Below are 11,899 nucleotides of genomic sequence, written 5' to 3' on the forward strand. Positions count from 1 at the left end.
CCACTGCGGCGCCCGGTCATCGGACCCTGCGCGCTGGTATGGGATCAGGATGGGTGTTCTCGTTCAGGCGGCTCGCCGGTCAGGCCGGATCGGCGCCTTCGTAGGCCCGCTGCAACAGCTCCCGGACCTGCCCGCGTTCGATCGGGCGCGGATTGGGATATGGCGTCTGCACCACCAGGTCCGCGGCATGATCGAGGCCGTGCGCCGGCATGCCGATCTCGCGCAGGGACCGCGGCACGCCAAGCGCCGCGCCCAGCTCGCGCAGGCCGGCGGGGGCGGGCCCGCGACCCAGTGCGCGGGCAATGCGCGCCATCGCCTGCGGCGCCGACGCGGCGTTGTAGGCCAGCGCGTAAGGCAGCATGACGGTGTGGACTTCCGCATGCGGCAGGTTGAAGCTGCCACCCAGCGTATGGCACAGCTTGTGGTGGAGACCCATCTGCAGGTTGCCCAGCACGGTGGCGCACAGCCAGGCGCCGTACAGCGCGTCGCCGCGCGCATCGGCATCCGTGGGAGCGCGCTTCAGGCATGTCAGCGCACTGGCCAGGGCGCGGATGCCCTCCTCCGCCATCAGGCTGTAGACCGGATTGCCGTCGCTTGCGTACAGGCCTTCGGCCGCATGGGCGATGGCATTCATGCCGCTGGTCATGGTGAGGCCCTGGGGCAGCGTCAGCGTCAGATCCGGATCGTAGATAACGCTGCGCGGCGCCACGCGCCAGTCGCGGCCGGCGTGTTTCAGACCGCCCTCGGTGATGGCGTAGAGCGGCGTCATCTCGGAGCCGGCATAGGTCGTCGGCAAGGCGATGATAGGCAAATCCGCGTTGAGCGCGATCGCCTTGGCCAGGCCGATGGTCGAGCCGCCGCCAACGGCCACGCAGCCATCGCCGCCGGCCCGATGCACGGCTTGGACCGCGGCGCGGGCGACGTCTGCGGGCACATGCATCACGGCTTCGCCGTAGACGCCGACGCAGCGGTCCCCGAGGAGATCGGCGATTTGCTGGCCGAGCGCCACCTGCTCCGGGGTGGTCAGCACCAGCACCCGCCCCAGCCCCAGTTGGTCCAGTTCGCGCGGAAGGTGTTGCCGTGCGCCGCGGCCGAAGACGACGCGGCAAGCGCGGGATTCATGCACGAATGACTGCATGGTGACTGCTCCAGATGATCAACAGGTTCCCGGCGCGCAAGCAGCCAGGAGGGTATTGGCATAGGTGATTTCCGCGTCGCGGATGCCATGCTCGCTGCCCGGCTCCACCTTGAGGGTGACGTCGGCGCCGACCGCGCTGAACCATGAGGCCGACTCGCGCACGCTGTCGGCGGGCACATGCGGATCCTGGTCCCAGGTGGAGAGCAGCACCGGCATGCCTTCGAGTTCGCGATGCGAGCCGTCGCGGGGCATGCCGGGCGGTCCGATCAGTCCGCCGGTGAAGGCGATCAGCCCCGCATACCTGCGGCGCTGGCGCCAGAGGAACTCGCTGCAGAGGCAAGCGCCCTGTGAAAACCCGACCAGCACCTGGGATGCGTAAGGAAAGCCCATGGCCAGCAGCGCCTCGGATAGGACGTCGATGCGCTCCAGCGCCTGCGAGAGCCTCGGCTCATTGGTGTCGAGGGGGGCGATGAAGCGCTCCGGGTACCAGGAATTGTCCGCCGCCAGCGGCGCGAACCATGCGACCCCGGGGTGGCTGATGCGGCTGACCAGCAGCTCGCGCATCAGCGCGGGGGACTGGCCGCGCCCATGCACCAGGATCGCGGCGAGCTTCGCGTTGCCAGCCGGCGCATCGAACACGCTCAGCGGCGTCTGCATGTGGGGATTGATGTCAGGCATAGTCTTCCCGGCATAACGGGCGATGGGCGAGCGGCAGGGCGTTGGCCCTGCCATGCCCGTTCTCTCAATAGTTCAGGGTTTCCAGCGACTGCAGGATGCTGGCGCGCTGGCTCTCGAACTGCGGTGCGATTTTCAGCTCCGAGCCCAGGCGTTCGTAGGGCTCGTCGATCAGGAAAGCTTCCGGCTTGGATACCGTGGCCTCGAACATCGCACCGCTGGGGGTGCGCACGTAGATCGACTCGAAATACCCGCGGTCCTTGCGCTCCGACGTATCGGTCAGGCCCATCCCCTCGAGACGGGCCTTGACCAGGTCCTGGACCATGCGATCCTCGACCTGGAACGCGCAGTGGTGCACCGTACCCTCGCCGTAAGTCCAGCTCGCCTGGGGCATGCCGGGTTCGAGCGCATAGTCGACGAACTTGCCGGAGCCGCCGTCGCCAAATGCGTAGCGGGTGTACTTGCCGTCGCGTGCCACCTCGCGGCCCGACCAGCCGGTCTGCATGAACTCCTGCGAAGTCTCCATTTCCCGCACATTGACCGCGATCGTATGCAGGCCGCGGACGGCCAGCTCCGCAGGCACTTCGCCGTTGGAGTAAGGCTTACGAGCATCGTCGGCAATGCCGATCAGCTCGTACTCGACACCGCAGGGATGCGCGAATGCCAGCACCGTTTCCCCGAACCGTTCCGAACGGCGGACCTCGAAGCCATGGTCGGCCAGGCGCTTCTCCCAGAACGGAATCGCCGATACCGGCACCGACAGCGCCAGGCTGCCGATCTGCCCCGTGCCACGCTTGCCCTTGCGCCCGAAATGCGCCACCGGGAAGCAGGTGATCAGGGTGCTCTCCTCGCCGACGTCGTTGCCGTAGTACAGGTGATAGAACGGCGTACCGCCGTCATAGATCAGCGTCTTCTTCACGCTCTTGAGCGACAGCACCTTGGTGTGGAAGTCATAGTCGTCCTGTGCGGTGCCCACGCTCAGCGTGATGTGGTGATGGCGCTGAATGGACTGGTCCGTTTGTGTCATGTTGTCTCCTCTTGCTGTTTTCTGATGGAAAAGGTGCGCAAGGCCGTACCGGGATCGTCAGCCTGGCTGGTCCGCGGGATGTGGGGGCTTCATCGCGTGGTCAACGAGGTCCCAGATGAACCGCCCCGATGGCTCGCGCTGCTCTTCGGCAATATGGGCGATCAGGCCAGCCGTGCGGCTGAGCACGGCAAAACCGCGCATCAGCCTGGCCGGGATGCCGATGTCGCCGAGCACGGCGGCGATCGCACCGGTGGCGTTGATGGTGATATGGCGCCCGGCGGCGGCATCCACCTCGGCGGCAAGCAGCGCCAGCGCGGCGCAGCGCGAGCCATGGGTGCCAAGCTCGCGCGCCAGCGCCAGCAAGGCCAGGGCGCGTGGATCGTCCGGGCGGTGCAGGTGGTGGCCAAAGCCAGGCACCGCCTCGCGCCTGGCGCGGTAGTCCCGGGCAATGCGCTGCGCCTCGGCAGCGCCCGCTTCGCCGGCAACCGCGATCTGGTCAAGCAGGCCGGCGGCCGGCTCCATGGTGCCGATGAACTGGCTGGCCACCGCAAGCAAGCCGGCCGCCACACCCGCCTGCAGGTTTTCCGGCGAGCTCGCATAGATCATGCGCGTGGCGATGGCACTCGGCGTCATGCCGTGCTCCATCAGCGTGACCAACACCGCTTCGACGATGCGGCGCTGGGCCGCGGTCGGCGCGCTGCCGAAGGTCTGCTTCATGAAGACATCGACAAAGCTGGCCTGGCCGAGCAGGTCGCCCACCAGGTCATCGTCGCCGTAGTAGACCGCCTGCGTGGTGTAGTGGCAGAGCCTGGTGCGCGGCGCGGCGCCCGCTTGCGGCTGGCTCATGATGCGCTCCCGGTGCCCACGATGGTTGCCCGGACCGCGGGCTTCAGCACCTTGCCCACCGCACTGCGCGGCAGCGCATCGAACAGGTGTACTTGCTTGGGCGTCTTGACCGAGCCCAGCTCGCGCTTGACCAGCGCAATCAGGTCGGCGGCGTCGACACGCATGCCCGGGCGCAGTTGCACGGCCGCGTGGACGGCCTCGCCCCACTTGGCATCCGGGATGCCGACCACCGAGCAGTCGGCGACAGCGGGGTGCGCGGACAGCACCACCTCGACATCGCTGGGGTAGACATTGAAGCCGCCGGTGATGATCACGTCACGGATACGGTCGCGCAGGAACAGGTAGCCGCGCTCATCAAGGACCCCGGCATCGCCCGTGCGCAGCCAGCCGTCGACCAGCGTCTTGCGGGTCTCTTGCTCCGCCTTCAGGTAGCCGCTCATCACCAGGTCGCCGCGCACGGCGATTTCACCCTCCTCCCCGGCCTTGAGCACGTTGCCGTGCTTGTCGACGATGGCAACCCGGGTCAGCAGCGATGGCTTTCCGACGGAAGCCAGGTTGGTGCCGGTCATGTCGCCCGGCGGCAGGAAGGTGATGATCTGCGGCGCCTCGGTCTGGCCGAAGGACGTGCAGAGAATCGGACCGAACACCGCCTGGGCATCGCGGATCTGTTCCGGGCGCATCGGCGCGCCGCCGTAGACCAGGTAGCGCAGTGAACGCAGCCCACGGGGCGCGCGGCGCTGCTCTTCCACCAGCGACAGAATCAGCGTCGGGGGCGCGAAGAACAGCGTCGCGCCATGGGCCTGCGCCGCATCAAGCAATGCCGCCGCCTTGTTGTGCGCCGGAAAGATCAATGCGCCGCCAGCGCCCAGCAACGGCAGCATGTAGGTCGAGGTGCCGTGCGTGATCGGCGCGGCCACCAGGTAGCGGTCATCCGGCGTCAGGCCCAGTTCATGGATCTGGGTGGCGATGTTCGCGTTCCAGGCGCGCAGCGGCTGGATCACGCCCTTGGGGAACCCCGTCGAGCCGCCGGTGAACTTGATCGCCTGCGCGGCGTCGAGGGGGACACCACCGCGCCCGTGGGGTCCCATCATGACCGTGTTGACGTCACCCGCATGGCAAGCGAGGTCTGCCAGCGGACGCACTGGCACGGTGATACCCACCAGCCGCGCCGCCATCTCGGCATCGGCCAGCACCAGCGACGGCTCGACGAAATCAACGATGCGGTGCAGCTCGGGGTCGCCGTTGCGCGGGTTCAGCGGTATCCACACCTTGCCGGCGGCCAGGATTGCCAGGATCGCCACCAGGTGGTCAACCGTGTTCGCGGCCCCGACGCAGACCCGGCTGCGCGGCGCAGGGTCGATCGCGGTGAGTGCGGCGGCTCGCTGCAGCACCATGTCTGCCAGCGCCCGGAACGACAGCTCGCCGGCGGGGCCGATGATGGCCACCCGGCCGGGATACCGGTGGGCGGCGCGCCACAGGAAGTCGATGGGATACATGCTTGGGAATCTCCAGGAAACAAGGACGGCATCGAGGCGAAAAACGGCTCGCCGCCCTTCGATGGCTCGAACTATAGAAGTTTGTTCGAACATTCGAATATTAGGAAAAACCCTGCCGCCCGTGCTAGCATTGGCAAAAGGCTGGAGGCAGCCTGTTCCCTCTGCCCCGCGACCATGAAGCGACTCTGAAAGCGCTTGAAAGCATGCAAGACGACACCGACGCCTACGCGGCCGCGCTGGCCGCCAACACTCCGCGCCACCTGGACCTGGCACGCACATTGATGCAGGAAATCATCGGCGGCCGCCCACCGGTCGGCGAACTGCTGCCGACCGAGGCCGAATTGTGCGAAAGGTGGAATCTGAGCCGGTACGCGGTGCGTCAGGCCGTGCAGAAGCTGACCAGCCTCGGCATGGTGACCCGGCAAGCAGGCGTGGGCACGCGCGTGATCGCGGACCGGCCGCAGAGCCGCTTCATGCAAGTCATGGACTCTCCGGCCGACCTGGTCAGCTACGCCAAGGGCACGACGCTGCGCACCTCAGGAAGCAGCACCATCCAGGCTGATGAAGCCCTGGCGGCACTGCTGCGCTGCGCGCCCGGCGCCGCGTGGCTCCACATTGCCGGCACGCGCTATGGCTGCCCGCCCGCCCTCGAGCCGATTGCGCTGGTCGACATCTACGTCGACGGCACATATGGTGCCCTGTCCCAGCTCGGCGAGACCCTGGACGTGCCGGTGTACACGATGGTCGAGAAGCAGTACGGGATCAAGATCACCCGCGTCGAGCAGAAAGTGGAAGGCTGGCTGATCGAAGGCGCTCAGGCAAAGGCCTTGCAGGTCCCCGACAAATCGGCCGGGCTGCGCATCACCCGGACTTATTTCCTGCGTGAACAGGCCATTGTCGTGACCACCGGTGTCCATCCGGCCAGCCGCTTCAGCTATTGCACGAGCTACCAGTTGACGCAGGCCGGCAGCTGAAGCATGGCTAGCCTCGGTGGGCCCAGCCGGTCATGCGCTTCTCGACCACCGCAAACAGCTCGTACATCGCCATCGCCATCACCGCGATCACCACCAGCCCGGCAAAGGCCAGCGGCATCTTCATGGCCGAGCCGGCCGACACCAGCAAGTAACCGATGCCTTCGTTGGCGGCGTTCATCTCCGACACCGTGGTGCCGACAAAGGCCAGCGTGATCGCCACCTTCAGCGATGCGAAGAAATACGGCATGGCGCGCGGCAGACCGACCTTGAACAACACGTCGCGCCGTTTGGCGCCGAGCACGCGCAGCACGTCCTCCAGCTCCGGCTCCAGCGTGGCCAGGCCGGTGGCGATATTGACCATGATCGGGAAGAACGAGATCAGGAACGCGGTCAGGATGGCCGGACCCGCGCCCAAGCCGAACCACACCACCAGGATCGGCACGAAGGCGGCCTTGGGCAGCGCGTTGAAGGCCGTCATCAGCGGATAGCTGGCGGCATAGAGCAGCCGCGACGAGCCCATTGCCAGCCCCAGCAGCACGCCCACGGCGATGGCTACGCCGAAGCCCACCATGGTGGTCCAGAAGGTGCGCCACGCATGGCCGGCGATTACGTCGGCATATTCCACCAGCGAGGCCACGATCGCCGATGGTGTCGGCAGGATAAAGTCGGACACGCCGAAGGCCATGCACGCGCCCTGCCACAGCAGCAGCACCGCGGCCAGCAGCAGCCAGGGCGCCACGCGCTGCACGCGGCGCTCCTGCGCGGAAGTGAGAGTCATCATGGTAGCTTTGCCTCAGTGTTGGCGCACATGGCCGATCTTCTCGCGCAGCACGTGCACCAGGTCGGCAAAGGGCTCGGTATAGGTCAGTTCCAGGTCGCGCGGGCGCGGCAGGTCGATCTCCTTGCGCATCAGGATGCGGCCCGGGCGCTGGCTCATCACGTAGACGGTGTCGGCCAGGAACACGGCCTCGCGCAGGTCGTGCGTGACCAGGATCACGTTGAAGCGCTGCGCCTGCCACAGGTCGCGCAGCACGCACCAGAGCTCCTCGCGCGTAAAGGCGTCGAGCGCGCCGAAGGGCTCGTCCAGCAGCAGCATGCGCGGCTGGTGGACCAGCGCGCGGCAGATCGAGGCGCGCTGCTGCATGCCGCCGGACAGCTGCCACGGGTACTTGTCCTCGTAGCCGGCCAGGCCCACCGTATGCAGCAGCTTGCGCGCGCGCTCGACGTACTCGTCGCGACGTGCGCGCAGGGTGGAGCGATATGGTTCGACGATCTCCAGCGGCAGCATTACGTTGTCCAGCGTGGTGCGCCACGGCAGCAGCGTGGGCGCCTGGAAGGCCATGCCGACCTGCTTGAGCGGGCCGGTCACCTTCTGGCCGGCAATCTTCACGACGCCGCGCGTGGCCGGCTTGAGCCCGGTCGCCAGCTTCATGAAGGTGGACTTGCCGCAGCCGGACGGGCCGACGATGGCAATGAACTCGCCCGGCGCCACCTGCAACGAGATGTCCTCGACCGCGAACTCGCCCTTGTGCGCGAGCTCGTCGTTATACGCCAGCCAGACCCGGTTGAAATCGACAAAGGGTTCCACGGCCGCGGGCGCGGCGCTCCCGCCAGAGGCAGGCATGAAGGCAGCCTGGCGTGTCATCATCGCAGCACATCCAGTTCGGCCGCGCTGGGCAGGAACGCATCGGTCCACAGCGCATCGGGGTTGATGCGGCCCTTGGTGCCGAAGGCATCGGCCACCTGCGAGGCCATCAGCGACAGGCGCGGCTTGCTGATGCGCCCGAAGCCCTCGGCCTTCGCATCCGGCGACTTGACCACGCTGTCCAGCGCCAGCTTGAGCCGGCGCACTTCCAGCTTCTCATCGATGATGCCGTCGCGCGCCTTGACCGCCTTGATGCCCTCTTCCGGCCGCGCGATCACGTCGCGCGCCGACTTGCTGAAGGCGCGCAGGAAGGCCTTCACTGCCTCCGGGTTCTTCTTCATGAATTCCTCGGAGGCGATCACCGCGTTGCCGTACAGCTTCACGCCGAACTGCGGGTACGGCAGCACCACGATGTCTTCATCCTTCACGCCGCGCGCGTTCAGGTTCAGGATCGATGTGAACGAGAACCCGGTGATGGCATCGAGGTCGCCGCGCGTGAGCATGGTCTCGCGCAGCGTCGGGTCCATCGCCTGCCAGTTGAACGAGGACGCCTGCAGGCCGTTGGCCTTGGCGAAGATCGGGAAGGCGCGGCGGCCGGCGTCGAACACCGGCGCGCCCATGCGCTTGCCGGCGAGGTCCTTCGGCGCGCGGATGCCGGACTTCTTCAGCGCGAGAACGGCGGCGGGCGTGTTGTTGTAGACCATCATCACGGCCACCGGCTTGTTCTTCGCGTCGGGGTTGTTGCCGTAGAACTCCATCACCGACGACATATCGGCGAAGCCCATGTCGTACGTGCCCGAGGCCACGCGGTTGACCACGTTGCCCGAGCCGTTGCCGGCGTCGATCGAGACGTCGAGCTTCTCGGCCTTGTAGTAGCCCTTCTGCTCGCCCAGCAGGAACAGCGCCGCCGGCCCTTCGAAGCGCCAGTCGAGCTGGAAGCGGAGCTTGGTTGGTGCAGCCTGCGCGTGGGCCGCGCCGGCGAATTGTGTCGACAGCACCAGGCTGGTGCCGATCATCACGCCGAGCTTCAGCAGGCGGCGCCGTGCCGTAGTGCGGGACGCGCGCGTGCCGGTATGTTCATGGTTCTCGGCGGCAGCAGCGCAAACGCCGGCGGACGCTAGCGCAGCGTGGAAATGAGGCATGGAATCTCTCCGTTGATCGTGATCTCGGAGGGATTCGTCCGCAAGGGACGTGCCAGGTTTTTCAGCCCCGTTTCAGGGCGGGCCCGCAAGCGATTGCCGAACCAAAAACGTGCGAGGCGATTGCCGCAGCGCCATCGTCGGCAATGATTGTCGACAATGCCCGCCACCCCTTGGTGCACGCGGATGCAGGAGAATGCAGCCCCGTCAGGCGTCCTGCGTGGCGTCGCCCACGTCGAGTGCCAGTGCATCCGCGCCCACGGCTTCGCCGCCCTTGGCGGCGGCGCGCGCCTGGATGTCCCACATCTCGGCGTAGCGGCCACGCGCGCGCATCAGCTCGGCATGGGTGCCGCGCTCGACGACGCGGCCGTGGTCCATCACCAGGATCTGGTCGGCATGCACGACGGTGGACAGCCGGTGCGCGATCAGCAGCGTGGTGCGGTTCTGCGCCAGCCGCATCAGCTCGGCCTGGATCGCCTGCTCGGTGCGTGAATCCAGCGCCGAGGTGGCTTCGTCGAAGACCAGCACCGGCGGGTTCTTCAGCAGCGTGCGCGCGATCGCCACGCGCTGCTTCTCGCCGCCGGACAGCTTCAGGCCACGCTCGCCCACCGGGGTGTCGTACCCCTGCGGCAGCTCGCGGATGAAGCTGTCGATCTGCGCGGCGCGCGCGGCGGCGATGACCTCGTCGCGGCTGGCGTCTGGCCGGCCGTAGGCGATGTTGTAGAAGATGCTGTCGTTGAACAGCACCGTGTCCTGCGGCACGATGCCGATGGCGCGGCGCAGGCTGTCCTGCGTGATCGCGCGGATGTCCTGGCCGTCGATCTCGATGGCGCCGCCGTTGACGTCGTAGAAGCGGAACAACAGCCGCGCCAGCGTCGACTTGCCCGAGCCGCTGTGACCGACCACGGCGGTGGTGGTGCCCGCCGCAATGGTGAAATCCACGCCATCCAGGATCAGCCGGTCCGGCTCATAGCTGAAGCGCACGTCGCTGAAGCGCACCTGCGCGCCGCTGACCTGCAGCGGCTGCGCGCCGGGCGCGTCGGCCACCTCCTGGTTGGTGCCCAGCAGCACGAACATGCGGTCCATGTCGGTGGTGGCCTGCTTGATCTCGCGGTAGATCACGCCGAGGAAGTTCAGCGGGATATAGAGCTGGATCATCAGCGTGTTGACCAGCACCAGGTCGCCCAGCGTGAGCTTGCCGTCGACCACGCCCACGGTGGCGCGCCACAGGATCAGGATCAGCCCCAGCGCGATGATGGTCTGCTGGCCGAAGTTCAGGAACGACAGCGAGTTCTGCGAGCGGATTGCGGCAGTGCGGTACTTGCGCAGGTTCTCGTCGTAGCGCTGCGCCTCGTACTCTTCATTGCCGAAGTATTTGACGGTCTCGAAGTTGAGCAGCGAATCGATCGCCTTCTGGTTGGCGCGCGAATCGAGCTCGTTCATGCGGCGGCGGAAATGCGTGCGCCATTCCGTCACCACGATGGTGAAGACGATATACCCCACCAGCGCGCAGCCGGTGATGGCCGCGAACCAGATGTCGTAGTGCAGGATAAAGAAGCCGATCACCAGGCCCATCTCGACCAGCGTGGGCAGGATGCTGTACAGCGAATACGAGATCAGCGACTGGATGCCGCGCGTGCCGCGCTCGATGTCGCGGCTCATGCCGCCGGTCTGCCGGTCCAGGTGGAAACGCAGCGACAGCGCGTGCAGGTGCCGGAACACCTGCAGCGCGATCTCGCGCACCGCGCTCTGCGTGACCTTGGAAAAGAGCATCTCCCGCAACTCGGTGAACAGCGTCGCCGACAGCCGCAGCAGCCCGTAGGCAACAATCAGCCCCACCGGTACCGCCAGCAGCGCGCGCGGATCGCCCGGTTGCAGGTTCATGCTGTCGATCAACTGCTTCATCAGCACCGGCACGCCCAGGTTGGCCACCTTGGCCGACACCAGGCACGCCAGCGCCAGCATCACGCGCCACTTGTAGTGCCAGACATAGGGCAGCAGGTTGCGCACCGTCTGCCAGTCGCTGCGGGGCGCGCGCTGACCGGGAAAGAGCGTGTTTGAAGCAGGAGCGGGGGCCGGCTCAGCGGTCGTGGAATAGCGGCGCATACGTTAGAATTCGAGCCAATGCGCGATTGTCGCAGAGTTCGCATTACGTGGCAGGCGAAGGGTCTTTCGCCGCGCTCCGCCTCCTTCCGCAGTCCACCACACACCGTCATGAACGCTCCCCACACCGTCCCCGCCCTGCCCGCCGGCAAGAATCCCGCTCTGCGCGTGGTGCCCATGCCCGCCGACGCCAATGTGCACGGCGACGTGTTCGGCGGCTGGATCATGGCGCAGGTGGATATCGCCGGCTCGATCCCGGCGGTGGAACGCGCCCAGGGCCGCGTGGCCACCGTCGCGGTCAACTCCTTCCTGTTCAAGCATCCGGTGTTCGTTGGCGACCTGGTCAGCTTTTATGCGGACATCGTCAAGACCGGCCGTACCTCGATCACGGTGTCGGTCGAGGTCTACGCGCAACGGATGCGCCACAGCAATGAGATCGTCAAGGTGACGGAGGCCACGCTGACGTATGTGGCGACGGATGAATCGCGGCAGCCGCGGATGCTGCCGTCGGCTTGAGGAGCGGCAGGTCAATACATTCCTTCCAATGTCCTGTCCATTTGCGCCGCCCCCTTGGCACTACAGCGCAATGATCCTGGTTACAGTGAACACAACCGCCCAATGTGCGAGGACCGCCCCCGCCAGCGCGGCAGCCAGCACGGTGACTCTATCGACACGCGCGCAAAGCAGGAACCCCAGGACACCAAACAAGGCTGGTGGCACAGGTATCAGCAAGATCAAACCCAGTAGCATCCGGATATCAGAAGGGCATATATCGATTCCAACGCAAGTCCCAGGCCGCGGCATGCACAGGCTCGGGAACATGTCGCAGAGGTAAACATCGACACGGGACCATGTG

General features: G+C 66.6%; 11 protein-coding genes. 2 read left to right on the forward strand and 9 right to left on the reverse strand.

Annotated features, from left to right (window positions below; all coding sequences use genetic code 11):
• Positions 1 to 79 precede the first annotated feature (79 nt).
• From AC3WON_RS13005 to AC3WON_RS13025, 5 genes are all read right to left on the reverse strand, one after another.
• Positions 80 to 1,138: a maleylacetate reductase gene (locus AC3WON_RS13005; protein WP_492351976.1), complete on the reverse strand. Its 1,059-nt coding sequence runs from the start codon at positions 1,136 to 1,138 to the stop codon at positions 80 to 82.
• Between the two features lie 18 nt (positions 1,139 to 1,156).
• Positions 1,157 to 1,795 (reverse strand): alpha/beta hydrolase, encoded by a 639-nt coding sequence (locus AC3WON_RS13010; protein ID WP_492351977.1) that lies wholly within the window; start codon positions 1,793 to 1,795, stop codon positions 1,157 to 1,159.
• 85 nt (positions 1,796 to 1,880) lie between these two features.
• Positions 1,881 to 2,840, reverse strand: a complete 960-nt coding sequence (locus AC3WON_RS13015; protein ID WP_492319049.1) for a VOC family protein — start codon at positions 2,838 to 2,840, stop codon at positions 1,881 to 1,883.
• A gap of 57 nt (positions 2,841 to 2,897) precedes the next feature.
• Entirely contained in the window at positions 2,898 to 3,686 is a 789-nt protein-coding gene (locus AC3WON_RS13020; protein WP_492351978.1) for a citryl-CoA lyase, read from the reverse strand.
• Positions 3,683 to 5,182, reverse strand: coding sequence for a class I adenylate-forming enzyme family protein (locus AC3WON_RS13025; RefSeq protein ID WP_492351979.1), 1,500 nt, complete (start codon positions 5,180 to 5,182; stop codon positions 3,683 to 3,685). The genes AC3WON_RS13020 and AC3WON_RS13025 overlap by 4 nt, the downstream gene beginning before the upstream one ends.
• 203 nt (positions 5,183 to 5,385) lie before the next feature.
• On the opposite strand from AC3WON_RS13025, the gene AC3WON_RS13030 reads away from it, so the two are divergent.
• A complete protein-coding gene (locus AC3WON_RS13030) occupies positions 5,386 to 6,156 on the forward strand; it encodes a GntR family transcriptional regulator (protein WP_492319046.1) in 771 nt (256 codons plus the stop codon).
• A gap of 7 nt (positions 6,157 to 6,163) precedes the next feature.
• Here the strand turns inward: AC3WON_RS13030 and AC3WON_RS13035 are convergent, their stop codons facing one another.
• From AC3WON_RS13035 to AC3WON_RS13050, 4 genes are all read right to left on the reverse strand, one after another.
• A complete protein-coding gene (locus AC3WON_RS13035; RefSeq protein WP_010813920.1) occupies positions 6,164 to 6,937 on the reverse strand; it encodes an ABC transporter permease in 774 nt (257 codons plus the stop codon).
• 12 nt (positions 6,938 to 6,949) lie between these two features.
• Positions 6,950 to 7,804 carry an ABC transporter ATP-binding protein gene (locus tag AC3WON_RS13040; protein ID WP_492319045.1) on the reverse strand — a complete coding sequence of 285 codons (855 nt, stop codon included), beginning with the start codon at positions 7,802 to 7,804 and terminating at the stop codon, positions 6,950 to 6,952.
• The gene (locus tag AC3WON_RS13045) at positions 7,801 to 8,943 is read right to left on the reverse strand and encodes an ABC transporter substrate-binding protein (protein WP_492319044.1); all 1,143 of its coding nucleotides are present in this window, start codon (positions 8,941 to 8,943) and stop codon (positions 7,801 to 7,803) included. Before AC3WON_RS13045 ends, AC3WON_RS13040 begins: the two co-directional genes overlap by 4 nt.
• A gap of 204 nt (positions 8,944 to 9,147) precedes the next feature.
• Positions 9,148 to 11,046 carry an ABCB family ABC transporter ATP-binding protein/permease gene (locus AC3WON_RS13050; RefSeq protein ID WP_492351980.1) on the reverse strand — a complete coding sequence of 633 codons (1,899 nt, stop codon included), beginning with the start codon at positions 11,044 to 11,046 and terminating at the stop codon, positions 9,148 to 9,150.
• 108 nt (positions 11,047 to 11,154) lie between these two features.
• Here AC3WON_RS13050 and AC3WON_RS13055 point away from each other — a divergent pair, with 108 nt between their 5' ends.
• Positions 11,155 to 11,559 carry an acyl-CoA thioesterase gene (locus tag AC3WON_RS13055; protein WP_037025319.1) on the forward strand — a complete coding sequence of 135 codons (405 nt, stop codon included), beginning with the start codon at positions 11,155 to 11,157 and terminating at the stop codon, positions 11,557 to 11,559.
• Positions 11,560 to 11,899: the final 340 nt, after the last annotated feature.

This window comes from Cupriavidus sp. FW305-46 (genome assembly GCF_058787075.1).

Excerpts from the sequence above, each read along its gene's own strand:
- AC3WON_RS13030 (WP_492319046.1), top strand. The coding sequence starts at position 5,386 with ATGCAAGACGACACCGACGCCTACGCGGCCGCGCTGGCCGCCAACACT.
- AC3WON_RS13005 (WP_492351976.1), bottom strand. The coding sequence starts at position 1,138 with ATGCAGTCATTCGTGCATGAATCCCGCGCTTGCCGCGTCGTCTTCGGC.
- AC3WON_RS13015 (WP_492319049.1), bottom strand. The coding sequence starts at position 2,840 with ATGACACAAACGGACCAGTCCATTCAGCGCCATCACCACATCACGCTG.
- AC3WON_RS13020 (WP_492351978.1), bottom strand. The coding sequence starts at position 3,686 with ATGAGCCAGCCGCAAGCGGGCGCCGCGCCGCGCACCAGGCTCTGCCAC.
- AC3WON_RS13050 (WP_492351980.1), bottom strand. The coding sequence starts at position 11,046 with ATGCGCCGCTATTCCACGACCGCTGAGCCGGCCCCCGCTCCTGCTTCA.
- AC3WON_RS13035 (WP_010813920.1), bottom strand. The coding sequence starts at position 6,937 with ATGATGACTCTCACTTCCGCGCAGGAGCGCCGCGTGCAGCGCGTGGCG.
- AC3WON_RS13025 (WP_492351979.1), bottom strand. The coding sequence starts at position 5,182 with ATGTATCCCATCGACTTCCTGTGGCGCGCCGCCCACCGGTATCCCGGC.
- AC3WON_RS13010 (WP_492351977.1), bottom strand. The coding sequence starts at position 1,795 with ATGCAGACGCCGCTGAGCGTGTTCGATGCGCCGGCTGGCAACGCGAAG.
- AC3WON_RS13040 (WP_492319045.1), bottom strand. The coding sequence starts at position 7,804 with ATGATGACACGCCAGGCTGCCTTCATGCCTGCCTCTGGCGGGAGCGCC.
- AC3WON_RS13055 (WP_037025319.1), top strand. The coding sequence starts at position 11,155 with ATGAACGCTCCCCACACCGTCCCCGCCCTGCCCGCCGGCAAGAATCCC.
- AC3WON_RS13045 (WP_492319044.1), bottom strand. The coding sequence starts at position 8,943 with ATGCCTCATTTCCACGCTGCGCTAGCGTCCGCCGGCGTTTGCGCTGCT.